Source organism: Streptomyces sp. NPDC034670 (assembly GCF_055574875.1).
Map to the genome: position 1 here is coordinate 1 of NZ_JBVITR010000024.1, position 26579 is coordinate 26579.

Here is a 26579-nt window from a genome sequence, read left to right on the forward strand (position 1 = left end):
TGAGCGCCTTCCGGGGCCGCCACCCGGTCGAGCTCTTCGGCGGCGTCCGCTTCCCGGCCATCGGCGAACTGCCCTACCTGCTGACCCTCGGGGGCCACGGCTTCTACTGGTTCCGGCTGCGCAGGGACGCCGCGTAGGACACCCCCGGGGCGGAGCGGTTTCCCCCGCTCCGCCCGGGGCACGCATCAGTAACACCCCGCCCACCCGCGTGAGCCGGAAGGGCGCCGCCGGTGTCGAGGGCCCGCGCACGCGCGGGCGCCCGACCGGGGGGTGCTCCTCGGGCGCGCCGAATCTGGGGGAAAGGACGCGACGCCATGTCGGAAGCCGTCACACGCACCGTCACGACCCCGCCCGGCCTCCTTGCGTCACTGGATCCACTGCTGAGGGAGTGGCTGCCGCGGCAGCGCTGGTTCGCGGGCAAGGGACGTCCGGTCACCGGATTCAGCCCGGTCGCGGTCACCGAGCTGCTGCCGTCCACCGCCAAGCTGGGGCTGTACCACCTGCTGGTGCGCGCGCACCAGCAACTCCTGCCCGGCCATGACGGACCGGAGTGGCCCGGCGACTGCTACCAGCTGCTGATAGGCGTGCGCGAGGCGCTGCCGCCCCGGCTCGCGCCCGCGCTGATCGGTCATGTGACGCAGGGCCCCCTGGCCGGACGGACGGTCTACGAGGCCCTGCACGACACCCGGCCCGCCGACCTGCTCCTGGAGGCCCTGCGCACCCAGGCCCGGATCGGCGGGCTTCGTTTCGAGCGGGACCCGCACCGGGAGATCCGGTCCGGTCTGGTGCCGCGCCTGGTGACCGCCGAGCAGTCGAACTCGTCGGTCGTCTACGGGGACGCGTTCATCCTGAAACTGCTGCGCCGGGTCGTGCCCGGGGTCAATCCCGACCTGGAGCTGCCGCTGGCCCTGGCCCGTGCGGGCTGCCCCCGGGTCCCCCCGCCCACGGCCTGGCTGCTCGCGGACCCCGAACCGCCCCCCGGTCCGCCGCAGCCCGCCGAGCCGTACGTCCTCGGGGTGCTCCAGCCGTTCGTGCAGGGGGCGACGGACGGCTGGGACCTGGCCCTGCGGGAGCTGTCCAAGGGCGAGGACTTCGCCGCCGAGGCGCGGGCCCTGGGGCGCGCCACCGCCGAGGTGCACACCGTGCTGGCCCGTGCGCTGCCGACGGTGACCCTGGGCCACCCCCAGCTGCGGCTGCTGGTCGACGGCATGGCCGAGCGGCTGGAGGCGGCCGTGCACGCGGTGCCCGCCCTGCGGCCGCACGCGCCCGGCCTGCGCTCGGCGTTCACCGCGCTGGACGACCTGGCGGCCGAGGGGCGCACCTGGACCGCCCAGCGGGTGCACGGCGACCTGCACCTCGGGCAGTGCCTGCGGTCCCCGGCCGGTGAGTGGTCGCTGATCGACTTCGAGGGCGAGCCGGCCCGGCCGCTGGCCGAACGGCGGATGCCGCAGCCGACGGTGCGGGACGTCGCCGGCATGCTGCGGTCCTTCGACTACGCGGCGCGTTCGGTGGAGCCGCCGCAGCCGGAGTGGGCCGAGCGGTGTCGGGCGGCGTACTGCTCCGGGTACGCGGAGGCCGCCGGCCGGGACCCGCGCACCGATCCGGTGCTGTTGCGCGCGTACGAGACGGACAAGGCGATCTACGAGGTGCTCTACGAGGCCCGGCACCGGCCCGAGTGGCTCCCCGTACCGCTGACCGCGGTGCGTCGGCTGGCCTCGTCCGGTCTCACCTGATCCGATCCGACCACCCGACCTTCGCCCAGGAGGCCCAGCCCGTGATTCCCCGCCCCGAGTCCAGCGGTCCGCATCCGGAGCAGCCGGCCGAGCAGCGGCCCGCCGAGCAGCCGGCGGCCGCGCGGAAGAAGACCGCCGCGCAGAAGACGGCCACCGGGAAGGCCGCCGAGAAGCCCGCCGCCGCGGCGGAGGCCGCCGCCGGGAGGGCGGCGGCGAAGAAGACGGCGGCGCCCGGGAAGAAGGCCGCGGCGAAGAAGACGGCGACGACGAAGGCCGCGGCGAAGAAGACGGCCGCGAAGAAGACGGCGACGACGAAGGCCGCGGCGAAGAAGACGGCCGCGAAGAAGACGGCGGCGACGAAGGCCGCGGTGAAGAAGGCGGCCGCGAAGGCGCCCGCCGCGCGGAAGACCGCCGCCGGGAAGGCGACCGCCGGGAAAGCAGCGGCCGGGAGGACCGCGGCGCCGGACGCCGCCCTCCGGCAGGCGCCGCCGCCCGGCTCCGCCGCCGCGCAGCCCGCTCCGCCCGAGGTGGAGATCGCCGTCTCCCCCGCCGTGGACGCCGCCGACCGGGAGCGGCTGCGGAGCGGCACGCACCACGCCCCGCACTCCGTGCTCGGCGCGCACCCGGTGCCCGGCGGGGTCGTCTTCCGGGTGTTCAAGCCGTACGCACTGGCGGTGACCGTCGTCTCCGGGGGGCTCACCGTCGAGCTGCACGACGACGGCGACGGGTTCTTCTCGGGCCTGCTGCCGCTGCGCGAGGTACCGGCGTACCACCTGCTGGTGACGTACGAGGGGACGGTGCAGGAGACCGAGGACGCGTACCGGTTCCTGCCCGCGCTCGGCGAGTTCGACCTGCACCTGATCGGCGAGGGCCGGCACGAGGAGCTGTGGAGGGCACTCGGCGCGCACCCGATGACGCACCAGGGCGTGGCCGGCACCCGCTTCACGGTGTGGGCGCCGAACGCGCGCGGGGTGCGGGTGGCCGGCACCTTCAACTTCTGGGACGGCACCGGCTTCCCGATGCGGTCGCTGGGCTCGTCCGGGGTGTGGGAGCTGTTCGTGCCGGGGATCGGCGAGGGCGAGCTGTACAAGTTCGAGATCACCCGCCCCGACGGCTCGAGGACGCTGCGCGCCGACCCGATGGCCCGCCGCACGGAGGTCCCGCCGGCCACCTCGTCGGTCGTCGCCTCCTCGCACTACGCGTGGGGCGACGCCGAGTGGCTGGAACGCCGGGCCGAGGTGCCCGCCCACCGGGCTCCGTTCTCGGTGTACGAGGTGCACCTGCCGTCCTGGCGCCCCGGGCTGACCTACCGCCAGCTCGCCGAGCAGCTCCCGGCGTACGTCAAGGACCTGGGCTTCACGCACGTGGAGCTGATGCCGGTCGCCGAGCACCCCTTCGGCGGCTCCTGGGGCTACCAGGTCACCGGCTTCTACGCGCCGACCGCCCGGCTCGGCACCCCCGACGACTTCAGGTACCTGGTCGACGCGCTGCACCGGAACGGCATCGGCGTGATCATGGACTGGGTACCGGCGCACTTCCCGAAGGACGACTGGGCGCTGGCCGAGTTCGACGGCCGGCCGCTGTACGAGCACGAGGATCCGCTGCGGGCCGCGCACCCCGACTGGGGCACCCTGGAGTTCGACTTCGGGCGGCGCGAGGTGCGCAACTTCCTGGTCGCCAACGCCGTGTACTGGTGCGAGGAGTTCCACATCGACGGCCTGCGGGTGGACGCGGTCGCCTCCATGCTCTACCTGGACTACTCGCGCGAGCCGGGCCGGTGGACCCCCAACGAGCACGGCGGCCGGGAGAACCTGGACGCGGTGGCGTTCCTGCAGGAGATGAACGCGACCGTCTACCGGCGCTGCCCCGGCGTGGTGACGATCGCGGAGGAGTCCACGGCCTGGGACGGCGTCACCCGGGCCACCCACCACGAGGGCCCGAGCGGGTTCGGCGGGCTCGGGTTCGGCCTGAAGTGGAACATGGGCTGGATGCACGACTCGCTGCAGTACATGAGCCACGATCCCGTCCACCGCAAGTACCACCACCACGAGATGACGTTCTCGATGGTGTACGCCTACAGCGAGAACTACGTGCTGCCGATCTCCCACGACGAGGTGGTGCACGGCAAGCGGTCCCTGGTGTCGAAGATGCCCGGCGACTGGTGGCAGCGGCGGGCCAACCTGCGCGCCTACCTCGGCTTCATGTGGGCCCACCCCGGCAAGCAGCTGCTGTTCATGGGGCAGGAGTTCGCCCAGGGGGCCGAGTGGTCCGAGGCGCACGGCCCGGACTGGTGGCTGCTGGACCCGTACTACGGTGCCGAGGCCGACCACCGCGGGGTGCGCGACCTGGTGCGGGACCTCAACACCGTCTACGGGCACACCCCGGCGCTGTGGCGGCTCGACACCGAGCCGGACGGCTTCCGGTGGATCACCGGGGACGCGGCCGAGGACAACGTGCTCGCGTTCCTGCGGTACGACGACGACGGCTCGCCGCTGCTCGCCGTGTGCCACTTCGCCCCGGTGGTCCGGCACGAGTACCGGATCGGCGTCCCGGACGACGTGCCCGCCTGGCACGAGGTCCTGAACACCGACGCCGCCCGGTACGGCGGCAGCGGCGTCACCCGGCCGGACCCGGTCAAGCCGGAGGCGCAGGGGTGGCACGGTCTTCCGGCGAGCGTCCGCCTGACCCTGCCGCCCCTGGCGACGGTGTGGCTGCGCCCGGCCTGACCCCCGGGACGCGGCCTACGCCAGGGCCTTCGCCAGCGGCCCGGGCAGCGGTTCGGCGTGCAGGACGCCGAGCCGCTGGGTGGCGCGGGTGAGCGCCACGTACAGGTCGCTGGTGCCGTAGCGCCCCGGCTCGACGACGAGGACCGAGTCGAACTCCAGCCCCTTGGCCTGGCGCGGGTCGAGCAGGACGACGCCGTGCGTCAGGTCGGGCTCGGCGCCCGCCTCCACCCCGTCCAGCCGCGCCGCCAGGGCGCGGTGCAGCTCGCGCGGGGCGATGACGGCGAGCCGGCCTTCGGCGGGGGTGAGCTCCGCGACGGCCTTCGCGACGGCGCCGGGCAGGTCGTCGGTGGCCCGGGCCCAGGGGCGCACGCCCGTGGAGCGCACCGAGCCGGGCGGCTCGAAGTCCGGGTGCTCGGCGCGCACCACCGCGGCCGCGACGTCCATGATCTCGGCCGGGGTGCGGTAGTTGACGCCGAGCCGGGTGTGCTCCCAGCGGTCCTCGACGTACGGGGCGAGGATGTCCGCCCAGGAGCCGACGCCGCCCGCCTCCGAGGTCTGCGCCGGGTCGCCGACCAGGGTCATCGAGCGGGTCGGGCTGCGCCGCATCAGCAGCCGCCAGGCCATCGGGGAGAGTTCCTGCGCCTCGTCGACGACGATGTGCCCGAACGCCCAGGTCCGGTCGGCGGCGGCCCGCTCGGCGGCGCTGCGGTGGTCGTCCTCCTCGTGCCGCTCGGCGAAGCGCTCGGCGTCGATGATGTCGTGCGCGGACAGCACCTCGGAGGACTCGGGGTCGTCCTCCTCCTTGTCCTCGAACTCGTAGGTGCGGGAGGCGTAGGACACGTCGAGCACGCCCTGCGCGTAGGCGATCTGCGCCCGCCGCTCGCGTTCGGCCCGTTCGCGCGCGAGCCGGTCGTCCTCGCCGAGGAGTTCGGCGGCCTCGTCGAGCAGGGGCACGTCGCCGACCGTCCAGTGCCGGGTCACCGGGCGGCGGATCGCGGCGGCGTCCTCGTCGGGCAGGAAGCCCTCGGGCGCGGCGAGGAAGTCGGCGACGAGCCGCTGCGGGGTGAGGCGGGGCCACAGCCGGTCGATGGCGGACCAGACCTCGGGGTTCTCGGCGAGTTCGTCGCGGATCTGGGTGATGTCGCTGGGGTCGAGCAGGCTCGAGCCGTCGAGCGGGTCGGTGCCGATGCGCTCCGCGTACAGGTCGGTGAGCGTGTTGAGGATGTGCCCCTCGAAGTGCTCGCGGGCCGCGTTGTGCGGCAGCTTGGCGGCGCGGGTGCGTTCGCGGGCGACGTTCACCAGGCCGTCGTCGAGCATGAGGATCTCGCGGTCGTGCTCGATGGTGATCACCGGGTCGGGCAGCGCCTGCCGGCTGCGGACGACCTCGGCGAGGACGTCGGCCATCTCGGCCCGGCCCTTGACGGCGGCGGCCTCGGGGGTGTCCCGCCGGGTCGCCTTCACGCCGGGGAACAGCTCGCCCACGGTCGCCAGCAGCACGCCGGTCTCGCCGAGGCTGGGCAGCACCTCGCCGATGTAGCCGAGGAACGCCGGGTTGGGGCCGACGATCAGCACGGCGCGGCGGGCCAGCAGCTCGCGGTGCTCGTAGAGGAGGTAGGCGGCGCGGTGCAGGGCGACGGCGGTCTTGCCGGTGCCGGGGCCGCCCTCGACCACCAGCACCCCGCGGTGCGGGGCGCGGATGATGCGGTCCTGGTCGGCCTGGATGGTGCGCACGATGTCGCCCATCCGGCCGGTGCGCGCGGAGTTGAGGGCGGCGAGCAGGACGGCGTCGCCGGTGGGGTCCTCGTGGCCGGTGCGGGTCTCGTCGCCGAGGTCGAGGATCTCGTCGTGCAGGGCGGTGACCCGGCGGCCCTCGGTGGAGATGTGCCGGCGGCGCCTGAGGCCCATGGGGGTGTGGCCGGTGGCCAGGTAGAAGGGGCGGGCGACGTCGGCGCGCCAGTCGATGAGGACGGGGGTGCGCTCGGCGTCGTCGGCGCGCAGGCCGATGCGGCCGATGTGGTGGGTCTCGCCCGAGGAGAGGTCGATCCGGCCGAAGCAGAGGGAGCCGTCCACCGCGTTCAGCGCGGCGAGCAGCCCGGACCGCTCGGCGACGAGGATGTCCCGTTCCAGCATGGCCTGCATGGGCGTGTCGCCCTGGGCGAGCGCCTGCGTGACGGACACCTCGGTGTCGCCGCGCAGGGCGTCCACGCGTGCGTACAGTCCGTCGACGAATTCCTGCTCCCGCCGCAATTCATCGTCCGGAAATCCGGTGTTTGACAATTCCGCTCCCGCCCGCATATACTGTGGTCATTGAACTTCTCCGCGACTTCTTTCTCATAGAAGTCGCGAATCAATGAATATACGCAGGGAAAACCCCCGGGCGCAATTGCCCGGGGGTTTTCTCGTGTCGGTCCGGGCCGCTTCGTGCCGGTCCGCTTCGGCCGGCGAGCCGGAGGGACGCCGGCCTCGGCGCCGGTGTCGGGCGTCAGGCGCCGGGTGTCAGGCGCCGGGGAGAAGGGGCTGCGCGGCCCCCCGGACGCGGAAGAGGCCGAGCGGCCGGGTCCACGGGGAAGGACCCGGCCGCTCGGCGGTGGTGGAGGCCCGGCAAGGGCGGCGGGCCTCCGGCACCGGGCGGCTGAGCGACGGGGGGAGTGTCCCAGCCGCCCGGGTGCACGGGCCGGCGTCGGCCGGTCAGGCCTTGGCCAGTTCCTTCTCGCCGCCCGGCGCGGGCGCCCCGGCGTCGCCGTCGGTGCCGGTGCCGGTGTCGGTGCCGGTGCCGTGCTCGTGGTCGTCCAGCAGGGTCTTCTCGTCGAAGGGGATGCGACCCGCGAGGACCTGGTTCACCCGCTCCTTGTCGATCTCCTTGGTCCAGGTGCCGACCAGCACCGTGGCGACCGCGTTGCCCGCGAAGTTGGTCAGGGCGCGGGCCTCGCTCATCAGGCGGTCGATGCCGACGATCAGACCGATGCCGTCCACCAGGGCCGGCTTGTGCGACTGCAGGCCGCCGGCCAGCGTCGCCAGGCCGGCACCGGAGACACCGGCGGCTCCCTTGGAGGCGACCAGCAGGAAGAGCAGCAGCGGGATCTGCTCGCCGATCGACATCGGCGTGCCCAGGGCGTCGGCGATGAACAGCGAGGCCATGGTCATGTAGATCATGGTGCCGTCGAGGTTGAAGGAGTAGCCGGTCGGGACGGTGATGCCGACCACCGGCTTGCTGACGCCCAGGTGCTCCATCTTCGCGATGAGCCGCGGCAGCGCCGACTCGGACGAGGAGGTGGACAGGATCAGCAGGAACTCCCGGCCCAGGTACTTGAGCAGGCTCCAGATGTTCAGGCCCGCGACGATCCGCAGCAGCGCGCCGAGCATCACGAAGATGAACAGCACACAGGTGATGTAGAAGCCGAGCATCAGCACCGCGAGGCTCTTCAGCGCGTCCACGCCGGCGGAGCCGGTGACCGCGGCCATGGCGCCGAACGCGCCGATCGGGGCGGCCCACATGATCATGGCGAGGACCCGGAAGACCAGCCGCTGGATGTGCTCGATGCCGCGCAGGACCGGCTGGCCGGCGTTGCCCATGGCCTGCAGCGCGAAACCGCACAGCAGGGCGACCAGCAGGGTCTGCAGGACCTCGCCCTGGGTGAAGGCGGACACGATCGTGGTCGGGATGATGCCGAGCAGGAACTCGGTGGTGTCCTTGGCCTCCGCGTCGACCTGGGCCTGACCGGTCTCCTTGACCGCGTCGGTGACCGCGAGACCCGTCCCGGGGTCCAGGATGTTGCCGACGACCAGGCCGATGCCGAGCGCGACCAGCGACATGATCAGGAAGTAGACCATGGCGATGCCGCCGACCGCGCCGACCTTGGCGGCCTTGCGCACGGAACCGATGCCCAGCACGATCGTGCAGAAGATGATCGGCGAGATCATCATCTTGATCAGGTTCACGAACCCGGTGCCGAGCGGCTTCAGCTCGACCGCGAAGTCGGGTGCGAGCAGACCGACGCCGATCCCGAGGGCGACCGCGATGATCACCGCGATGTAGAGATAGTGCGTGCGGTCCCGTCTGGCCTTGGGTGCGGCAGGTGCCGTATCGGCTGTGCTGGTCACGGCGGCCCTCCTTGATGACGTCGTCGGCATCACCGGCGTGCGGCTCACGTCCCGGGATGGGGTTGGGGGAACCCGGCGACTATCTCCCGTCCTGTGAGTGCGGTCACCCTTCCGTTCATTTAGTTCACCGGTGAAGCGGAGGCAGACTGACTGCATGCGCCTTCCCGTCCACCGACCCCGCAGCCTGGCGGGCCAGCTGTTCGCCATGCAGGCCGTGCTGCTGACGGTCGTCGTCGTCGGGTACGCGCTGTTCACCTACGTCAGCGACCGCAGCCAGGCCGAGGAGGCCGCCGGCCGCCAGGCCGAGGCGGTGGCCCGCTCGGTCGCCGACTCCCCCTCCGTGCGGGAGGCGATCCGTACGCGGGACCCCTCGGCGCGGCTCCAGCCGTACGCGGTGGCGGTGGTGGAGGACACCGACATCGACTTCGTCACGATCATGGATCCGCGGGGCATCCGCTGGACCCACCCCGATCCGGAGCAGATCGGCCTGCCGTTCCGCGGGCACACCGCCCCCGCCCTCGGGGGCCGCACCTTCACCGAGACCTACACCGGCACCCTCGGCCCGTCCGTCCGCGCGGTCACCCCGGTGCGGGACGGCGACCGGATCACCGGGCTGGTCAGCGCGGGGATCCGGGTCGAGGAGATCAGCGCGCGCGCCCGGGGCCAGGTGGTGGCCCTGCTCGGGGTCGCGGGCGGCGCCCTCGGGCTCGGCGCGGTCGGCACGTACGTCATCAACGCCCGGCTGCGCCGGCACACCCACGGGATGAACGCGACCGAGCTCAGCCACATGCACGACTACCATCAGGCCGCGCTCCACGCCGTGCGCGAGGGGCTGCTGATGCTGGACGGCCAGTACCGGGTCGCGCTGATCAACGACGGCGGGCGGGAGCTGCTGGGCGTGGCTCCGGAGGAGGACGTGGTGGGCAGGCCGGTGGCGGAGCTCGGTCTGCCCACCCCGCTGACGGGTGCGCTGCTGGCCTCCGAGCCACGGGTGGACGAGGTGCACCTGACGGCGGACCGGGTGCTGGTGGTGAACACCTCGCCGGTCTCCGGCGGCCAGCGGCGCGGCTCGGTGGTGACCCTGCGGGACGTGACCGAGCTCCAGTCGCTGATGGGCGAGCTGGACTCCGAGCGGGGCTTCACCCAGGCGCTGCGCTCCCAGGCGCACGAGGCGGCGAACCGGCTGCACACCGTGGTCTCGCTGATCGAGCTGGGCCGGGCCGAGGAGGCGGTGGACTTCGCGACCGCCGAGCTGGAGCTGGCCCAGGCGCTCACCGACCAGGTGGTGGCGGCCGTGAGCGAGCCGGTGCTGGCGGCCCTGCTGCTGGGCAAGACGGCGCAGGCCAACGAGCGGGGCGTGGAGCTGGTGGTGTCGCCCGAGAGCCGCCTGGACGACGGTCTGCTGCCGGACACCCTGCCCGCCCGTGACCTGGTCACCCTCCTCGGCAACCTGATCGACAACGCCGTGGACGCGGCGCAGGGCGGTCTCCGGCCCCGGGTGACGGTGACGGCACTGACCGAAGCGGGCACGGAGGACGCGGAAGGCACGGAGGACGCGGCGGGCGCGGCGGGACCGGAGCTGGTCCTGCGGGTGTCCGACACCGGTCCCGGCGTGGATCCGGACCACGCGGAGGCGGTCTTCGAGCGGGGCTTCACGACCAAGCAGTCCGGTCCGGGCGGACGGGGGCTGGGCCTGGCGCTGGTCCGGCAGACGGTGGGCCGGCACGGCGGATCGCTGTCGGTGACGTCGGCGGAGGAGGGCGGCGCCCGGTTCGAGGTGCGGCTGCCGCTGCGGACGGCCGCCGTCGCCGGCGGTGCGGCCGTGCGGGGTCCGGGAGGCGGCGCGTGACGGACGACCGGACCATCAGGGTCCTGGTGGTGGAGGACGACCCGGTCGCCGCCGACGCCCACGTGATGTACGTCGGCCGGGTGCCGGGCTTCGTCGCCGTCGGCAAGGCGCACACCGGGGCGCAGGCCCGCCGGATCCTGGAGCGCACGCCCGTCGACCTGCTCCTCCTCGACCTGCACCTGCCCGACGTGCACGGACTCCAGCTGGCCCGCTCGCTGCGGGCCGCCGGGTACCACGCCGACGTGATAGCGGTGACCTCGGCCCGGGACCTCGCGGTGGTGCGCGAGGGGGTGTCGCTGGGCGTCGTGCAGTACGTGCTGAAGCCCTTCACCTTCGCGACGCTGCGGGACCGCCTGGTGCGGTACGCGGAGTTCCGCGCGGCGGCGGGCGAGGCCAGCGGCCAGGCGGAGGTGGACCGCGCGCTGGCCGTGCTGCGCGCCCCGGGTCCGGCCGCCCTGCCCAAGGGACTGAGCGCGCCGACGCTGGAGCGGGTGTCCGTGGCCCTGCGGGACGCCGGGGAGGGCCTGACCGCCACCGGGGTCGCGGAGGCCGTCGGCATCTCCCGCATCACCGCCCGCCGCTACCTGGAACACCTGGTGGAGACCGGCCGCGCGGCCCGGCGCCCGCAGTACGGGACCGTGGGCCGGCCGGAGCTGCAGTACCGGTGGGTGAGCGGTCCGTGAGGCCGGCCGGCGGTGCCGGGCGGACGCGGAGTCCGGGGGGGGGGGGCGCCGGGGGGGGGGGGGGGGGAGGGAGGGGGGGGGGGGGGGGGGGGGGGGGGGGGGGGGGGTCGTGGAGGATAGGCGGTAGGCCGGGGGGGAGCATGGGTCCTCCCGCCCCCCCCCCGCCGGACCCCCCCCCCGGCCGGTCCGGGGGGCGTGACGCCGGCGCGGGAGGCCGGGGCGGACCCGGAAGGGCGTCCGGCTCCCGCTAGAAGACCGACTCCGCCTCGTCCATCCGGTCCTTGGGGACCGTCTTCAGTTCCGTGACCGCCTCCGCCAGCGGCACCATCACGATGTCCGTGCCGCGCAGCGCGGTCATCTTGCCGAACTCGCCCCGGTGCGCGGCCTCCACCGCGTGCCAGCCGAAGCGGGTGGCCAGCACCCGGTCGTACGCCGTCGGCGTGCCTCCGCGCTGGACGTGGCCGAGGATGACCGGCCTGGCCTCCTTGCCCAGGCGCCGCTCCAGCTCACGCGCCAGGGCCGTGCCGATGCCCTGGAAGCGCTCGTGGCCGAACTTGTCGATCTCGCCCTTGCCGTAGTCCATGGTGCCGTCGGCCGGGTGCGCGCCCTCGGCGACGCAGATCACCGCGAACTTCTTGCCCCGGGCGAAGCGCTCCTCGACCATCTTGACCAGCTGGGCCGGGTCGAAGGGGCGCTCCGGCAGGCAGATGCCGTGCGCGCCGGCGGCCATGCCGGACTCCAGGGCGATCCAGCCCGCGTGCCGGCCCATCACCTCGACGACCATCACCCGCTGGTGGGACTCGGCGGTGGTCTTCAGGCGGTCCATCGCCTCCGTGGCGACGCCGACGGCGGTGTCGAAGCCGAAGGTGCGGTCGGTGGAGGAGATGTCGTTGTCGATCGTCTTCGGGACGCCGACCACCGGCAGACCCGCGTCCGACAGCATGCGGGCCGCGGTCAGCGTGCCCTCGCCGCCGATCGGGATCAGCGCGTCGATGCCGAAGTCGCGGATCATGTCGGAGGCGTTCTCGCAGGCCTCGCGCAGCCGGTCGCGCTCCAGCCGGGCGGAGCCGAGGATGGTGCCGCCGCGGGCCAGGATGCCGCTGACCGCGTTGAGGTCGAGCGTGCGGTAGCGGCCGTCGAGCAGTCCCGAGTAGCCGTCCTCGAAACCGATGACCTCGTCGCCGTAGTTGTCGACCGCTCGGTGCACGACCGACCGGATCACTGCGTTCAGGCCGGGGCAGTCGCCACCTGCGGTGAGAACTCCGATACGCATCGCGCTGTGTCTCCTGGTCCCTGTCGATACCGGTGAGCCAGCCCCGATTGTTTCATGTCGGCCCCGGCGGCGACGCCCCGTCCCCCGCCGCCCCCGTTCCCGGCTCCCCGTCCGGCCCGGACCCCGGCCCGGACGGGGAGCCGGACGCCTTAACTACCGACAGAGGTATTGTCAAGAGGGTTCCACTCACCCGGGTGGGCGATTTTTTGCACAGCCGGAGTGACCGCGGGAACCCGACGACCGCGAAGCGCCCGAGGAATCCCCTGGGACCCCTGAGGAACGGAGAGCGCGTGACCCGCAGCGTGTACGTGACCGGTATCGACCGCGGCGACGGCCGCCAGGTCGTCGAGCTGGGGGTCATGGAGCTCCTGACCCGGCAGGTCGACCGGGTGGGTGTCTTCCGCCCCCTGGTGCACGACGGACCCGACCGCCTCTTCGAACTGCTGCGCGCCCGCTACCGGCTCACCCAGGACCCGGCGACCGTCTACGGCATGGACTACCGGGAGGCGTCCGCCCTCCAGGCCGAGCGGGGCACGGACGAGCTGGTGTCCGTCCTCGTCGAGAGGTTCCGCCTCGTCGCCCGCGACTACGACGTCGTCCTCGTGCTCGGCACCGACTACGCCGACACCCAGTTCCCGGACGAACTGAGCCTGAACGCCCGGCTCGCCAACGAGTTCGGCGCCTCGGTGATCCCGGTCGTGGGCGGGCGGAGGCAGACCGCCGAGTCGGTGCGCGCCGAGACCCGCAACGCCTACCGCGCCTACGAGACCCTGGGCTGCGACGTGCTCGCCATGGTGGTCAACCGGGTCGCCCGCGAGGACCGGGACGAGATCGCCGGGCGGCTCGCGTCCCGGCTGCCCGTGCCCGCCTACGTCCTGCCGGACGAGCCGGCGCTGTCCGCCCCGACCGTCTCGCAGATCGCGCACGCCCTGAACGCGAAGGTGGTGCTCGGCGACGACTCCGGGCTGGCCCGCGACGCCCTCGACTTCGTCTTCGGCGGCGCCATGCTGCCCAACCTCCTCGCCGCCCTGACCCCGGGCTGCCTGGTGGTCACCCCCGGCGACCGCGCCGACCTGGTCGTCGGCTCGCTCGCCGCGCACAGCTCCGGCACCCCGCCGATCGCCGGGGTGCTGCTCACCCTGGACGAGGTCCCCGGCGAGGCCATCCTCGCCCTCGCCGCCCGCCTCGCCCCCGGCACCCCGGTGCTGTCGGTGCCGGGCAACAGCTTCCCCACCGCCGAGCGGCTGTTCTCCCTGGAGGGCAAGCTGAACGCGGCCACCCCGCGCAAGGCGGAGACCGCGCTCGGCCTCTTCGAGCGGTACGTCGACACCGCGGAGATCGACCGGCGGGTCTCCGCGCCCAGCAGCGACCGGGTGACGCCGATGATGTTCGAGCACAAGCTGCTCGAACAGGCCCGCTCCGACCTGCGGCGGGTCGTGCTCCCCGAGGGCACCGAGGAGCGGGTGCTGCACGCGGCCGAGGTGCTGCTGCGCCGGGGCGTGTGCGAGCTGACCCTGCTCGGTCCGGTCGACACCATCCGCAAGAAGGCCGCCGACCTCGGCATCGACCTCGGGGACAGCCTGCTGATCGACCCCTCCACCTCCGAGCTGCGCGACTCCTTCGCCGAGAAGTACGCGGCCCTGCGCGCCCACCGGGGCGTGACCGTGGAGCTGGCCTACGACGTCGTCTCCGACGTCAACTACTTCGGCACGCTGATGGTGCAGGAGGGCCTGGCCGACGGCATGGTGTCCGGCTCGGTGCACTCCACCGCCGCGACCATCCGGCCGGCGTTCGAGATCATCAAGACCCGCCAGGACGCCCGGATCGTCTCCTCCGTCTTCTTCATGTGCCTGGCCGACAGGGTCCTCGTCTACGGCGACTGCGCGGTCAACCCGGACCCGGACGCGGAGCAGCTGGCCGACATCGCCGTGCAGTCGGCGGCCACCGCCGCGCGGTTCGGGGTGGAGCCGCGGATCGCGATGCTGTCGTACTCGACGGGCACCTCCGGCTCCGGCGCCGACGTCGACAAGGTGCGCCGGGCGACCGAGCTGGTGCGGGAGCGCAGGCCCGACCTCAGGATCGAGGGGCCGATCCAGTACGACGCGGCCGTGGAGCCGTCGGTCGCGGCGACCAAGCTGCCGGGCTCCGAGGTCGCCGGGCAGGCCACCGTGCTGGTCTTCCCCGACCTGAACACCGGCAACAACACCTACAAGGCCGTGCAGCGCTCGGCCGGCGCGATCGCCGTCGGCCCGGTGCTCCAGGGCCTGCGCAAGCCGGTCAACGACCTGTCCCGGGGCGCCCTCGTCCAGGACATCGTCAACACCGTCGCCATCACGGCGATCCAGGCCCAGTCCCCCGCGTCGTCCCCGAGCGAGAAGGCAGCCGCCCAGTGAGTCCCTCCCGTGTCCTCGTCCTCAACTCCGGCTCGTCGTCGGTGAAGTACCAGCTGTTCGACATGCGCGACAGCAGCAGGCTGGCCGCGGGGCTGGTCGAACGGATCGGCGAGCGGACCTCCCTCGTACGGCACACGCCGCTCGCGGCGGGCGGCGGGAGCCGGGAGCGCTCCGGGCCGGTCGCCGACCACGGCGCCGCCCTGAAGGCGATGGCCGACGAGCTGGCCGCCGACGGGCTGGGGCTGGACTCCCCGGAGCTGGCCGCCATCGGTCACCGGGTGGTGCACGGCGGGAAGCGCTTCACCGAGCCGACCGTCGTCGACGACAGCGTGTGCGCCGAGATCGAGCGGCTCGTCCCGGTCGCCCCGCTGCACAACCCGGCCAACCTGACCGGCATCCGCACCGCCCTGGCGCTGCGCCCGGACCTGCCGCAGGTCGCCGTCTTCGACACCGCCTTCCACACCACGATGCCGGAGTCGGCCGCCCGCTACGCGATCGACGTGGAGACCGCCGACGAGCACCGCATCCGCCGCTACGGCTTCCACGGCACCTCGCACGCGTACGTCTCCCGGGCGACGGCCCGGCTGCTGGGGAAGGCGCCCGAGGAGCTGAACGTCATCGTGCTGCACCTGGGCAACGGGGCGTCCGCCTCGGCCGTGCGGGGCGGCAGGTGCGTGGACACCTCCATGGGACTGACGCCCTTGGAAGGGCTCGTGATGGGTACGCGGTCCGGAGACATGGACCCGGCCGTCATCTTCCATTTGATGCGTGTTGGCGGAATGTCCGCCGACGAGATCGACACTCTCCTCAACAAGAGGAGCGGTCTGCTCGGTCTGTGCGGTGACAACGACATGCGGGAGATCCTCCGTCGGGTCGACGAGGGCGACGAGCGGGCGAAGCTCGCGTTCGACCTCTACATTCACCGCCTGAAGAAGTACATCGGTGCCTATTGCGCCGTTCTCGGGCGGGTGGACGCGGTGGCCTTCACCGCCGGCGTGGGCGAGAACTCCGCGCCGGTGCGGGAGGCGGCCGTGACGGGCCTGGAGGGGATGGGCCTCGCGGTCGACGCCGGGCGCAACGCCGCCCGCGGCGGCGGACCGCGGCTGATCTCGCCCGAGGGCGCGCGGGTCGCGGTCGCCGTGGTGCCGACGGACGAGGAAATGGAGATCGCCACGCAGACGTACGCACTGGTCGGAAAGAACAACTGAGCGGCCGATTCCTCATTTGTATTTTCCGTCAGACGGAATATTCCGTAGCGAAACAAACCGATAGGATCGCCCCATGCGCCGTTCGAAAATCGTCTGTACTCTCGGCCCCGCGGTCGACTCCCACGAGCAGCTCGTCGCTCTGATCGAAGCCGGCATGAACGTGGCCCGCTTCAACTTCAGCCACGGCACGCACGCCGAACACCAGGGCCGGTACGACCGGGTCCGTGCCGCCGCCAAGGAGACGGGGAGGGCCGTCGGCGTCCTCGCCGACCTCCAGGGCCCGAAGATCCGCCTGGAGACCTTCGCCGAGGGCCCCGTCGAGCTGGTGCGCGGTGACGAGTTCACCATCACCACCGAGGACGTCCCGGGCGACAAGACGATCTGCGGAACGACCTACAAGGGCCTGCCGGGCGACGTCTCCCGCGGCGACCAGGTGCTGATCAACGACGGCAACGTCGAGCTGAAGGTCCTGGACGTCGAGGGCCCCCGGGTGAAGACGATCGTCATCGAGGGCGGCGTCATCTCCGACCACAAGGGCATCAACCTGCCCGGCGCGGCCGTCAACGTCCCCGCGCTGAGCGAGAAGGACGTCGAGGACCTGCGCTTCGCGCTGCGGATGGGCTGCGACATGGTCGCCCTCTCCTTCGTCCGGGACGCCCGGGACGTCGACGACGTCCACCGCGTGATGGACGAGGAGGGCCGCCGCGTCCCCGTCATCGCCAAGGTGGAGAAGCCGCAGGCGGTGGAGAACATGGAGGACGTCGTGATGGCGTTCGACGGCGTGATGGTCGCCCGCGGCGACCTCGCCGTCGAGTACCCGCTCGAGAAGGTTCCCATGGTGCAGAAGCGCCTGATCGAGCTGTGCCGGCGCAACGCCAAGCCGGTGATCGTGGCGACCCAGATGATGGAGTCGATGATCACCAACTCCCGCCCGACCCGCGCCGAGGCCTCCGACGTGGCCAACGCGATCCTGGACGGCGCCGACGCGGTGATGCTGTCGGCCGAGTCGAGCGTGGGCGCGTACCCGATCGAGACCGTGCGGACGATGTCGAAGATCGTCCAGGCGGCCGAGCAGGAGCTGCTGTCCAAGGGCCTGCAGCCGCTGGTGCCCGGCAAGAAGCCGCGCACGCAGGGCGGTTCGGTGGCCCGCGCCGCCTGCGAGATCGCCGACTTCCTCGGCGGCAAGGGCCTGGTGGCCTTCACCCAGTCCGGCGACACGGCCCGCCGGCTGTGCCGTTACCGCGCCGTCCAGCCGATCCTGGCGTTCACCACGGACGAGTCCACCCGCAACCAGCTGACGCTGAGCTGGGGCGTGGAGTCGCACGTCGTGCCGTTCGTGAACAGCACCGACGAGATGGTCGACCTGGTGGACCAGGAGCTGGTCAAGCTGAAGCGCTTCAACGAGGGCGACACCGTGATCATCACCGCCGGTTCGCCCCCCGGTGTCCCCGGCACCACCAACATGGTCCGCGTCCACCACCTGGGCGGCCCGACGAACTGACCCGGACGGCGCGCGAACGCCGGGTGCTCCCTGCGGGCAGGGGCACCCGGCGTTGCACGCGGCTCCCGGAGGGTTCCTGACGGGCGGTCGGCCGCGGTCAGTCCGTGACGTACTGCCGCAGCCCGGGGATGTGCAGGGTCCCGCCGAACTGGCCGGCCTGCTGCACCGTCACGTCGGTGAAGTGGATCAGCGGGATGTTCAGCGGCGGCGGGTTCTCCGGGTCGAAGGTGACCGGGACCAGGCCGAGCAGCTTGCCGGAGATGCGCTCCGTGTACATCACGGTGTCGCCGTCGCGGATCGTGGACGTCGATCCCTTGCGGGCCTGCACGTGGTAGGTCTTGCCGGACTGCCCGTCCTTGACCGTCTGGTGCAGGTCGCCGATGTCGGTGCCGCCGGAGACGACGTACTTCAGCACCTTCTTGGTGGTGCCGCCGGCCGTCCGCACCTCGACGATGCCCTGGTAGTCGGCGCCCTTCAGGGTCAGCGAGCTGGCGTTCAGGTACCAGGGGTCGTCGGGCAGCAGGATCGCGTTGTCGACCCCGCCCTCGGCGTCGGTGGCGACCGGGCAGTCCTCCAGGTCGGCCCCGGGCGTCCCGGAAGGGCTCGGGGAGGCGGTGGCCTCCTGGGCCGGGGCCGGGGCCGGGGCCGTTTCCCCGGCTTCCTGCGCACCGCCCTCGGCCGCCTCCGGCGCCCGGTCCCCGGAGGCCTTCGCGGTGTCCTTCGCCGCTTCGCCGGCCTTCCCGGCACTCTTCTCGGCGCCGCCGCCCGCGCCCTCGCTCCCGCCGGACGGGGCGGAGGCGGACGGGGTGGGTGCCGGACTCGCCTCCGCCTCCTCGGCCTTGGAGGCCTCCGCCTCCCCGGGGCCCTTGAGACCCTTGGGGGTGAAGACGTCCTTGAGGGCGTCCCCGATCTTCTCCAGCGCGTTGCGGTCCGTCTCCGACGGGGCCGGCGCGGGCTCGGCCCGCTCCGCCGCGCCCTGACCGCCCGCGGACGGGGTGGACGCGGGCCCGCCCTCGTCGTCGGAACCTGAATCCGGCGAAGAGGGCGTGCTCTTGTCCGTGCCCGCGCCCGCGCCCGCACCGGCGGAGGCCGAGGGAGCGGGCCGTGCGGGGAAGTCCCCGTCCGGGGAGGCGTCGTCCGGGGAGGCGTCGTCCGGGGAGGCGTCGTCGCTCGCCGCGGGGGGCGGCGTGGGCGACGCGGAGGCGTCGTCCTCCTCGGCCCCCTTGTCCTCCCCGCCCCTCTCGGCCTCCTCGATGGCGGCCAGGCAGTCCTTGTACTCGTCCGCGGTCAGGCTCCTGGAGGACGGCTGCTCGTCGGCCTGGGCGAGCGAGGTGACCCCCATCCCCATGAGGACCGCGGTCGGCATCGCCGCCAGGGCAATCGCCTTGCCCGCCGGCATGTGGAGCCTGGTGAACAGCGGCTTCCGGGGAGCCGCGTGGCGCGGCCCGGTTCTCGCACGGGGCACCTCCGCGTCCGTCCCGCTGGACATCTCGTCAGCCGGCACTGTGCCTCCCGTTCGCCCCGTTCGCCGGGTTCGTTCCTGACAGATCGTTCGGTTCGTCCGCCCCGTCCCGCGGTTCGGGAATCGTGCCGCCCGGCACCGCGTCCGCCTCCTGGGCGGCGCTGCGGTCCTCGTCCCCCCGTGCCGCCTGCGGCTCCGACGGGACGCCCGGCGCCCACGACACGGCCATCGCTCCGCCGACGAGGGCGAGGAGGAAACCGATGAGGAAGCCGCCGAAGTTGGACACCGGCAGGGAGACCAGTCCCAGCAGGATGGCCGCGACACCCGCGAAGACACGGATGTGCCGCTCGACCCACAGGCTGACGCCCAGGACGATCAGCAGCACCCCGATGATCAGGGATCCGGCGCCCGCAGTCGTGGACATGGCCAGCGTCAGATGGCCGATCCGGAGGTTGGCGTACGGGAAGTACATGATCGGGAAGCCGGCGAACAGGACGAACAGGCCCGCCCAGAACGGTCGCGAGCCCCGCCAGGCCCGGAACTGCAGCCTCCGGCGGGTGAACTGACCGGGGGCGACAGAGGTCTCGGCGCTCATGGAAAAAAGCTCCCTGGTGCGGCGTTGCTGTGGTGGTGATGGGGCCGCGCCCGGAGGACGGGCCGGACGGGCGGGGGAGCCGATGGCGCCCCCGCCCGTCAGCGAGTGCTTAGTAGCACTCCTTGTTCTTCGGGGACAGCGACATCTTCAGGCCGCTGAGCTTGAAGGTTCCGGCGGTGGTCGCCCACGCCGTCTGCTTCACGTCGGTGAGCAGCGCCGTGTCCGCCTGCTGGGCGAAGCCGAACGGGTTCGCCTGCTCCTTGCCGCCCTTCATGCCGGGGCCCTTGCCGGCGTCCTTGGCCGCAACACCGATGTCGATGCCACCGAAGGTGGCGTCCGCCTCGAGGTTGGCGACGTCGATGTAGAGGTTCTCGGCCTTGACCTGCCGCTCCTTGTCGGAGCTGTCACCCGCCGTCAGCCGCAGCGTGACGGAGCCGAGCACCGGGATGTTCGGCGTGACGACCGACTGGCACATCTTCTGGATCGTGGCGTCCTTGAACGCCGAGACGGCCACCGGGTGGGTCGCCTTGCCGCCGGTGAGGGTGTAACCCTCGGTGAGCGCGCCGTACTGCGAGAAGCCCGTGCCCTCCAGCTTCTGCGCCGTCACCTTGAACGACTGCCCCGACACGCTGAACGACGCCGCGAGGGCGCCCTGCGCCAGGCCGACGCCCACCGCGGCCGTGGCGGCCACGCTGGGCACCATGACCACGGCGAACCGCTTCCATCTGGTCCCGCCACGCACTTGGGACTTCATATTTCCTCCTTCTCGGACGTACATCTCCTGCCTCGACCGGGCCGCCGTCCACGGCGGCCCGGTGGGGCAGGGATGGGAGAAGTGCTCCGTCCTCGGGAAGGAGAGCGCCCGCACCCGGCAGCGCGACAGCGCACGGATCACCGGCGATCACCCCCGAGCGACAACCACTGGTCGCGCCTGACACGCATCACGCACAACCCTGCTGGACAGGCTTCACCCACGGGCGAAGACCCCCCTGTCCGAGAGCCGGCGGCAGTGCCGCCGGCTCTGCTCGGTGGGGACCCAGGGAGCCCGCGGGCCCGATTGGAGGTCGGGGCGCGGGCGATGGACCGAGCGTCGCCGATCGTGGTGCATTCTCGCCGCGCACACAAGGGGGATCGTTACTCGCTAGTAACGACCGGATAACCGAGGGGCCACCCAGCGATCCCGGTCAGCGACGCTGGGTACCCCGGAGGGGACGCGCAAAACTGTTGATCGCTGGACAGAGTCCGACAGATCAACACCCGCGACTTACTCGCAGTAACAGCGGCCGTGATTGCCAAGTTTTGGCAAAGCACGGCCGCATCGGCCCCATGGGCCGCCCTTCCGCTCGGGCCCCACCGGACCGGACGCCTGCCAGAGGGCCGGAACCGCCCTCCGCGCCGCCCGGTCCGCCCGGATCAGAACAGGGCCCGCGCCAGCGCCCGGCGCGCGGCGACCACGCGCGGGTCCTCGGCGCCGACCACCTCGAACAGCTCCAGCAGCCGCACCCGTGCGGCCTCCCGGTCGTCGCCCGCGGTGCGTCCCACCGTCTCGATGAGCCGGCCGAAGGCGTCCTCGACGTGGCCGCCCACCAGGTCCAGGTCGGCGGCGGCGATCTGGGCCGCGGCGTCCTGCGGCTTCTCGGCGGCGTCCCTACGCACCTCCGCCGGGTCCAGGCCCTGCACCCGCTGGAGCAACTCCGCCTGCGCGAGACCCAGTTTGGCCTCCGTGTTGCCCGGGTCGTCGGCGAGCACGTTCTTGTACGCCTGGACGGCGCCGCCCAGGTCGCCGGCGTCCAGCGCCCGCACGGCGGCCTCCAGCAGGGCGTCGTGCGGACCGGCGGGCTCGGTGCGGTCGGCCGCCCGGTCGCCGCCGCCCGGCTCGGCCTCCGGGTCGACCACGAGGCCGGTCAGACCGAAGCGCTGCTCGGCGACCTGCACCAGCTGGTCCAGGGTCTGGCGGATCTGCGCCTCGCCCGCGGCCCCCTGGAAGAGCGGCAGCGCCTGTCCGGCCACCACCGCGAAGACCGCCGGGATCCCCTGGATCCCGAACTGCTGCATCAGCATCTGGTTGGCGTCGACGTCGATCTTGGCGAGGAGGAAGCGCCCGTTGTACTCGACGGCGAGCCGCTCCAGGACGGGGCTCAGCTGCTTGCAGGGCTCGCACCACTCGGCCCAGAAGTCGATGACGACCGGGACCTCGGTGGACCGCTGCAGGACGTCGCGCTCGAAGCCGGCCTCGTCGACGTCGATGACGAGATCGGCCGGGGAGACGGCGCCCCCGCCGCCCTGCCGGGCCGCTTCGGCGCGCGCCTGCTCCGCCTTCGCCTTGGCCTCCTGGGCCGCCTTCACCGCGGCGAGGTCGACGACTCCGCTCATGGACATGTTCCGTGGCTGCATGCGCCTATCCTCCCCCGTGCGGCGCGCATGTGTGAAAACACCCGGGGAAAGCCGGGCGTTCGTGTGCTGTCGGGCGCCGGGTCCCCACCCGCGCCGTGGCCGTCGCTCGGCACGTCGGTCGCACGTGCTTTCGCTACGAGACGTAGCGTAATGCCGGACGGGGCCTCCGCGGCGCCGGTCCCGGGTGATCTGCCTCACGACCGACCGCGCGGTATCCGCCGGTTATGGTCGTGCCATGCAGAGCCGCACCCCCGCCCGTCGCACCGGACGCCCGCGCAGCGCGGCCGCGGACGCCGCGATCCTGGCCGCGACCCGCGAGGCTCTGGTCGAACTGGGCTGGTCCAAGCTCACCCTGGGAGACGTCGCGATCCGCGCCGGGGTTGCGAAGACCACCCTCTACCGGCGCTGGGCCGGCAAGAACGAACTGGTCGTGGACGCGGTCGCGGAACTCTTCGACGAGCTGCGCGTGCCCGACCGCGGCTCGCTGGCCGCCGACATCGAGGGCGTGGTGCTGCAGTTCGCCGCGATCCTGACCCGTCCCGAGGCGAGGAGCGGGCTGATGGCGGTGGTCGCCGAGGCCACCCGCGACGAGGCGCTGCGCGAGCGCATCCGGGCCTCGATCGTCGACCGGCAGAAACACCTGGTCCTCGCGGGCCGGGCGCGTGCGCAGGCCCGGGGCGAACTGCCCGTCGAGGCCGACGCCGGCCGGGCGGCCCGCGCCGTCGACCTGATCTTCGACATGGTGGCCGGCGCGGTGGTGCACCGCACCCTGGTGAGCGCGGAGCCCGCGGACGAGGAGTGGGCGCACGGCTTCACCCGGGTCCTGCTGTCGGGGCTCGCCTCGGCCGGTTCCGCCTGACCGGATCCGGACCGCCCGCGGGTCGTGTGCGCCCGCGGACTCCCCCGGACGCGGCGGAAGCCGGCTGCCGTGACGGAACCGCCCCGCACCGCCCCGCACACCGTGGCCGCCCTCCCCCTGCCGGCCGGACGGCCGGCAGGGGGTCCCGCGCTAGAAACCGGCGGGCTCGGTGTACACGCCCCACTCGTCGCGCAGGACACCGCAGATCTCGCCCAGCGTCGCCTCCGCGCGCACGGCGTCCAGCATCGGCTCGATCATGTTGGCGCCGGAGCGCGCGGCCGCCACCATGGCGTCGAGCGCGCCGCGCACCGCCGCGTCGTCGCGGGCCGCCTTCCGCTGCCCCAGCAGCCGCACCTGCTCGCGCTCCACCTCGTGGCTGACCCGCAGGATCTCCAGGTCGCCGGTGACGGACCCGGTGTGGACGTTGACGCCGACGACCTTCTTGTCGCCCTTCTCCAGCGCCTGCTGGTAGCGGAACGCCGACTCGGCGATCTCGCCGGTGAACCAGCCGTCCTCGATGCCGCGCAGGATGCCGGAGGTGATCGGCCCGATCGGGTGCTTCCCGTCCGGGTGGGCCCTGAGGCCCCGCTCCTTGATCTGCTCGAAGATCTTCTCCGCGTCGGCCTCGATGCGGTCGGTGAGCTGCTCGACGTACCACGAACCGCCGAGCGGGTCGGCGACGTTGGCGACGCCGGTCTCCTCCATGAGCACCTGCTGGGTGCGCAGGGCGATCTCGGCGGCCTGCTCGCTGGGCAGGGCGAGGGTCTCGTCGAGGGCGTTGGTGTGCAGCGAGTTGGTGCCGCCGAGCACGGCGGCCAGCGCCTCCACGGCGGTGCGGACGACGTTGTTGTACGGCTGCTGGGCGGTCAGCGAGACACCGGCGGTCTGCGTGTGGAACCGCAGCCACTGCGCCTTCTCGCTCTTCGCGCCGTAGACGTCCCGCATCCAGCGCGCCCAGATCCGCCGGGCCGCGCGGAACTTGGCGATCTCCTCGAAGAAGTCCACGTGCGCGTCGAAGAAGAAGGACAGGCCGGGGGCGAAGACGTCCACGTCGAGCCCGCGGCTGAGCCCCAGCTCCACGTACCCGAAGCCGTCGGCCAGCGTGTACGCCAGCTCCTGCGCGGCCGTCGCCCCGGCCTCGCGGATGTGGTAGCCGGAGACCGACAGCGGCTTGTAGGCGGGGATGCCGGCCGCGCAGTGCTCCATCAGGTCGCCGATCAGGCGCAGGTGCGGCTCGGGCTGGAAGAGCCACTCCTTCTGGGCGATGTACTCCTTGAAGATGTCCGTCTGCAGCGTGCCGTTGAGCACGGCGGGGTCGACGCCCTGGCGCTCGGCGGCGACGAGGTACATGCAGAAGACGGGCACGGCGGGCCCGCTGATGGTCATCGACGTGGTGACGTCGCCGAGCGGGATGTCCTTGAACAGGACCTCCATGTCGGCCGCCGAGTCGATCGCCACCCCGCAGTGCCCGACCTCGCCCAGGGAGCGCGGGTCGTCGGAGTCGCGGCCCATGAGCGTCGGCATGTCGAAGGCGACGGACAGCCCGCCGCCGCCGTTGCCGAGGATCATCTTGTACCGCTCGTTGGTCTGCTCGGCGTTGCCGAACCCGGCGAACTGCCGGATGGTCCACGTACGCCCCCGGTAGCCGGTCGGATACAGGCCACGGGTGAAGGGGTACTCACCCGGCCAGCCGATCCGCTCGAACCCCTCGTAGGTGTCCCCGGGCCGGGGCCCGTACACCGGCTCCACGGGGTCGCCGGAGAGCGTGGTGAAGTCCGCGTCGCGCTTGCGTGCGGCGTCGTACCGGGCCTGCCAGCGTCGGCGGCCCTCCTCGATGGCGTCAGCGTCCATGCCGTCGAATTTACTTGGACGTCCTAGTAAATGTCGATGGCCGACCGCCGCACGCTGCTCCGTACGGCGGTGGCGGCCGGGAGGTCAGGCCTTGGCGGCCGCGGGCGCCCCGTCGGCGACCTTGGCCTCCAGCTCGCGGCTGATCCTGCGCTCCACGAAGAAGGCGGCCGTGGGCACGGTGCCGGCCAGCAGCACCCAGATCTGCTTCTTCACCGGCCACTTCGCCTTGGAGCCGAGGTCGAAGGCGAAGATCAGGTACACCACGTACAGCCAGCCGTGAGCGATGCTGACCATCTGGGTGAAGCCGTCCGCGCCGTCCACCTCGAGGGCGTACTTGCCGATCATGCCGAAGACCAGCAGGACGAGCAGGACACCGGTGACGTAGGCCATGACGCGGTAGCGCGTCAGCACGCTCTTCTTCATGCAGTCGAGCGTAACGGCCCCTTCCGGGGGTTCCCGGGCCGGGTCGCGTGGGCCGCGTCACCCCTGCGCGAAGTCCCCCGCCGCGATCCGCAGCGGCCGGAGCAGCGCGAAGATCTCGCCGCACTCCTCGGCGTCGTAGGCACCGAGGCCGAAGTCCATGGCCATCAGGTCGCGGGTGGCCGCCTCGACCACCTCACGGCCCTTGTCGGTGATGCGGGCCAGGGTGCCGCGGCCGTCGTTGGGGTTGGGGCGCTTGTCCACCAGGCCCGACCGCACCAGCCGGTCCACGGTGTTCGTCACCGACGTGGGGTGCACCATCAGCCGCTCGCCGATCTTGGACATCGGCAGCTCGCCCGCCTTGGAGAAGGTCAGCAGCACCAGCGCCTCGTACCGCGCGAACGTCAGCCCGTACGGTTTGACCACCGCGTCGACCTCGGCCAGCAGGATCTGGTGCGCACGCATGATCGAGGTGATCGCGGCCATCGACGGCACGCTTCCCCAGCGCTGCTTCCAGAGCTCGTCGGCACGGGCGATGGGGTCGAACGAGAGACTGAGCGGCTTCGGCACGGCCCTGACCCTACCGGCCGGTCATATGCCGGTCAGCCCCGTCTCGCCCTTCGGTCGGCGGGGCCGGCGCGGCCCCGCCGGCCGCCTCGTGGGGCCGTCGGTCACCCGGCGCCCCGCGCCAGGTGCCGCTCGACGGTCTCCACCTTGGAGGTGAGGCCGTCCTCCACCCCCGGGCGGAGGTCGGCCTTGAGGACCAGGGAGACGCGCGGAGCCCGCGCCTCCACCGCGGCGACGGCGCGCTTCACGACGTCCATGACCTCGTCCCACTCGCCCTCGACCGAGGTGAACATGGCGTCGGTGCGGTTCGGCAGCCCGGACTCGCGGACCACCCGGACGGCGTCGGCGACGTACTCCCCCACGTCCTCGCCGACGCCGAGCGGCGTCACGGAGAAGGCGACGATCACGCGTTCACGACCCCTTCGCTGCGGGCGCGGGAGGCGATCACCGCGTCCTCGGCCTCGCGCTTGAGCCGCCGCTCGGCGAAGAAGCCGCCGAGGGGCAGGACCGACATCAGGAAGTAGAAGGCGGCGGTCTTCAGCGGCCACTTGGCGCGGTTCCAGGCGTCCGCCCAGAAGAGCACGTACAGGACGAAGAGGAAGCCGTGGACCGCGCCCATCACCGGGACGGCGTTGAAGTCCGTGGTCCGCTTCAGGACCGAGCAGACGAGCAGGACGAGGAACGAGATCGCCTCGGGGCCCGAGACCAGGCGGAGGCGGCGGAGGGCGGTGGCGGTCTTGATGTCCACGGATCACCTTCGGTGGGAGGGACGTCGGCGTCGACGGGTCGGACGGTTTGTGAACGCGCGCACAAGCGCCCGCCCATTGTGGCAAATCCCCTCCGCGCCCGTCCGAGGGGGTCCGGCGAGTCGGAGGTTCCGGCTCCCGCGCGTCCCGGGCGCCCCCCGACCCGTAGGGGGCCGATCGGGGTCCGACTCCCCCGCCGGACCTGTCGGCGGGGCAAA

21 protein-coding genes are annotated in these 26579 nt (G+C 72.7%); 9 read left to right on the forward strand and 12 right to left on the reverse strand.

Features of this window, described 5'->3' with window-relative positions; genetic code table 11:
* From ACZ56B_RS17620 to glgB, 3 genes are all read left to right on the forward strand, one after another.
* A partial coding sequence (locus tag ACZ56B_RS17620) for an alpha-glucosidase C-terminal domain-containing protein (protein WP_468790965.1) occupies positions 1–137 on the forward strand: 137 nt, incomplete at its 5' end.
* A 177-nt stretch (positions 138–314) separates the two neighbouring features.
* The gene (locus ACZ56B_RS17625) at positions 315–1733 is read left to right on the forward strand and encodes a maltokinase N-terminal cap-like domain-containing protein (protein WP_468790801.1); all 1419 of its coding nucleotides are present in this window, start codon (positions 315–317) and stop codon (positions 1731–1733) included.
* Positions 1734–1774: 41 nt separating this feature from the next.
* Positions 1775–4459, forward strand: coding sequence for a 1,4-alpha-glucan branching enzyme (glgB, locus tag ACZ56B_RS17630; RefSeq protein WP_468790803.1), 2685 nt, complete (start codon positions 1775–1777; stop codon positions 4457–4459).
* Between the two features lie 15 nt (positions 4460–4474).
* Here the strand turns inward: glgB and ACZ56B_RS17635 are convergent, their stop codons facing one another.
* Positions 4475–6754: a HelD family protein gene (locus ACZ56B_RS17635; protein ID WP_468790805.1), complete on the reverse strand. Its 2280-nt coding sequence runs from the start codon at positions 6752–6754 to the stop codon at positions 4475–4477.
* A 393-nt stretch (positions 6755–7147) separates the two neighbouring features.
* The gene (locus ACZ56B_RS17640; RefSeq protein WP_468790807.1) at positions 7148–8560 is read right to left on the reverse strand and encodes a cation:dicarboxylate symporter family transporter; all 1413 of its coding nucleotides are present in this window, start codon (positions 8558–8560) and stop codon (positions 7148–7150) included.
* Between the two features lie 154 nt (positions 8561–8714).
* Between ACZ56B_RS17640 and ACZ56B_RS17645 the strand changes: the two genes are divergently transcribed.
* Both ACZ56B_RS17645 and ACZ56B_RS17650 read left to right on the forward strand, forming a co-directional pair.
* A complete protein-coding gene (locus ACZ56B_RS17645; protein WP_468790809.1) occupies positions 8715–10409 on the forward strand; it encodes a sensor histidine kinase in 1695 nt (564 codons plus the stop codon).
* Positions 10410–10474: 65 nt separating this feature from the next.
* The gene (locus ACZ56B_RS17650) at positions 10475–11092 is read left to right on the forward strand and encodes a response regulator (protein WP_468790967.1); all 618 of its coding nucleotides are present in this window, start codon (positions 10475–10477) and stop codon (positions 11090–11092) included.
* Positions 11093–11339: 247 nt separating this feature from the next.
* On the opposite strand, the gene ACZ56B_RS17655 is transcribed toward ACZ56B_RS17650, so the two are convergent.
* A complete protein-coding gene (locus ACZ56B_RS17655; RefSeq protein ID WP_468790811.1) occupies positions 11340–12365 on the reverse strand; it encodes an ATP-dependent 6-phosphofructokinase in 1026 nt (341 codons plus the stop codon).
* 290 nt (positions 12366–12655) lie between these two features.
* Between ACZ56B_RS17655 and pta the strand changes: the two genes are divergently transcribed.
* The 3 genes from pta to pyk all read left to right on the forward strand — a co-directional run bounded on the left by pta (position 12656) and on the right by pyk (position 17467).
* Complete coding sequence (gene pta / locus ACZ56B_RS17660) at positions 12656–14758, forward strand: phosphate acetyltransferase (RefSeq protein WP_468790813.1); 2103 nt, start codon at positions 12656–12658, stop codon at positions 14756–14758.
* Positions 14755–15966 carry an acetate kinase gene (locus ACZ56B_RS17665; protein ID WP_468790815.1) on the forward strand — a complete coding sequence of 404 codons (1212 nt, stop codon included), beginning with the start codon at positions 14755–14757 and terminating at the stop codon, positions 15964–15966. Before pta ends, ACZ56B_RS17665 begins: the two co-directional genes overlap by 4 nt.
* A gap of 73 nt (positions 15967–16039) precedes the next feature.
* Positions 16040–17467: a pyruvate kinase gene (pyk, locus tag ACZ56B_RS17670; RefSeq protein WP_468790817.1), complete on the forward strand. Its 1428-nt coding sequence runs from the start codon at positions 16040–16042 to the stop codon at positions 17465–17467.
* A gap of 97 nt (positions 17468–17564) precedes the next feature.
* Here the strand turns inward: pyk and ACZ56B_RS17675 are convergent, their stop codons facing one another.
* The 4 genes from ACZ56B_RS17675 to ACZ56B_RS17690 form a co-directional block, all read right to left on the reverse strand.
* A complete protein-coding gene (locus tag ACZ56B_RS17675) occupies positions 17565–18956 on the reverse strand; it encodes a hypothetical protein (RefSeq protein WP_468790819.1) in 1392 nt (463 codons plus the stop codon).
* 4 nt (positions 18957–18960) lie between these two features.
* Positions 18961–19524, reverse strand: coding sequence for a DUF6114 domain-containing protein (locus ACZ56B_RS17680; RefSeq protein ID WP_468790821.1), 564 nt, complete (start codon positions 19522–19524; stop codon positions 18961–18963).
* Positions 19525–19633: 109 nt separating this feature from the next.
* Positions 19634–20278: a DUF6230 family protein gene (locus ACZ56B_RS17685; protein ID WP_468790823.1), complete on the reverse strand. Its 645-nt coding sequence runs from the start codon at positions 20276–20278 to the stop codon at positions 19634–19636.
* A 659-nt stretch (positions 20279–20937) separates the two neighbouring features.
* The gene (locus ACZ56B_RS17690) at positions 20938–21918 is read right to left on the reverse strand and encodes a tetratricopeptide repeat protein (RefSeq protein WP_468790825.1); all 981 of its coding nucleotides are present in this window, start codon (positions 21916–21918) and stop codon (positions 20938–20940) included.
* A gap of 235 nt (positions 21919–22153) precedes the next feature.
* Between ACZ56B_RS17690 and ACZ56B_RS17695 the strand changes: the two genes are divergently transcribed.
* On the forward strand, positions 22154–22777 hold the full coding sequence (locus tag ACZ56B_RS17695) for a TetR/AcrR family transcriptional regulator (RefSeq protein ID WP_468790827.1): 624 nt from the start codon (positions 22154–22156) through the stop codon (positions 22775–22777).
* A gap of 150 nt (positions 22778–22927) precedes the next feature.
* Here the strand turns inward: ACZ56B_RS17695 and ACZ56B_RS17700 are convergent, their stop codons facing one another.
* The 5 genes from ACZ56B_RS17700 to ACZ56B_RS17720 all read right to left on the reverse strand — a co-directional run bounded on the left by ACZ56B_RS17700 (position 22928) and on the right by ACZ56B_RS17720 (position 26363).
* Entirely contained in the window at positions 22928–24628 is a 1701-nt protein-coding gene (locus ACZ56B_RS17700; RefSeq protein WP_468790829.1) for an acyl-CoA mutase large subunit family protein, read from the reverse strand.
* Positions 24629–24712: 84 nt separating this feature from the next.
* Entirely contained in the window at positions 24713–25051 is a 339-nt protein-coding gene (locus ACZ56B_RS17705; RefSeq protein WP_468790831.1) for a DUF3817 domain-containing protein, read from the reverse strand.
* A gap of 57 nt (positions 25052–25108) precedes the next feature.
* Positions 25109–25618, reverse strand: a complete 510-nt coding sequence (locus ACZ56B_RS17710) for a MarR family winged helix-turn-helix transcriptional regulator (RefSeq protein WP_468790833.1) — start codon at positions 25616–25618, stop codon at positions 25109–25111.
* A gap of 101 nt (positions 25619–25719) precedes the next feature.
* Entirely contained in the window at positions 25720–26022 is a 303-nt protein-coding gene (locus ACZ56B_RS17715) for an MTH1187 family thiamine-binding protein (protein ID WP_468790835.1), read from the reverse strand.
* Positions 26019–26363: a DUF3817 domain-containing protein gene (locus ACZ56B_RS17720; RefSeq protein WP_468790837.1), complete on the reverse strand. Its 345-nt coding sequence runs from the start codon at positions 26361–26363 to the stop codon at positions 26019–26021. Before ACZ56B_RS17720 ends, ACZ56B_RS17715 begins: the two co-directional genes overlap by 4 nt.
* Positions 26364–26579 lie beyond the last annotated feature (216 nt).

What these genes read in the sequence shown, in the direction of transcription:
- ACZ56B_RS17685 (WP_468790823.1), bottom strand. Translation starts at nt 20,278, where the DNA reads ATGAAGTCCCAAGTGCGTGGCGGGACCAGATGGAAGCGGTTCGCCGTG.
- ACZ56B_RS17690 (WP_468790825.1), bottom strand. Translation starts at nt 21,918, where the DNA reads ATGCAGCCACGGAACATGTCCATGAGCGGAGTCGTCGACCTCGCCGCG.
- ACZ56B_RS17700 (WP_468790829.1), bottom strand. Translation starts at nt 24,628, where the DNA reads ATGGACGCTGACGCCATCGAGGAGGGCCGCCGACGCTGGCAGGCCCGG.
- ACZ56B_RS17675 (WP_468790819.1), bottom strand. Translation starts at nt 18,956, where the DNA reads ATGTCCAGCGGGACGGACGCGGAGGTGCCCCGTGCGAGAACCGGGCCG.
- ACZ56B_RS17625 (WP_468790801.1), top strand. Translation starts at nt 315, where the DNA reads ATGTCGGAAGCCGTCACACGCACCGTCACGACCCCGCCCGGCCTCCTT.
- ACZ56B_RS17695 (WP_468790827.1), top strand. Translation starts at nt 22,154, where the DNA reads ATGCAGAGCCGCACCCCCGCCCGTCGCACCGGACGCCCGCGCAGCGCG.
- ACZ56B_RS17705 (WP_468790831.1), bottom strand. Translation starts at nt 25,051, where the DNA reads ATGAAGAAGAGCGTGCTGACGCGCTACCGCGTCATGGCCTACGTCACC.
- ACZ56B_RS17650 (WP_468790967.1), top strand. Translation starts at nt 10,475, where the DNA reads ATGTACGTCGGCCGGGTGCCGGGCTTCGTCGCCGTCGGCAAGGCGCAC.
- ACZ56B_RS17635 (WP_468790805.1), bottom strand. Translation starts at nt 6,754, where the DNA reads ATGCGGGCGGGAGCGGAATTGTCAAACACCGGATTTCCGGACGATGAA.
- ACZ56B_RS17645 (WP_468790809.1), top strand. Translation starts at nt 8,715, where the DNA reads ATGCGCCTTCCCGTCCACCGACCCCGCAGCCTGGCGGGCCAGCTGTTC.
- ACZ56B_RS17680 (WP_468790821.1), bottom strand. Translation starts at nt 19,524, where the DNA reads ATGAGCGCCGAGACCTCTGTCGCCCCCGGTCAGTTCACCCGCCGGAGG.
- pyk (WP_468790817.1), top strand. Translation starts at nt 16,040, where the DNA reads ATGCGCCGTTCGAAAATCGTCTGTACTCTCGGCCCCGCGGTCGACTCC.
- ACZ56B_RS17655 (WP_468790811.1), bottom strand. Translation starts at nt 12,365, where the DNA reads ATGCGTATCGGAGTTCTCACCGCAGGTGGCGACTGCCCCGGCCTGAAC.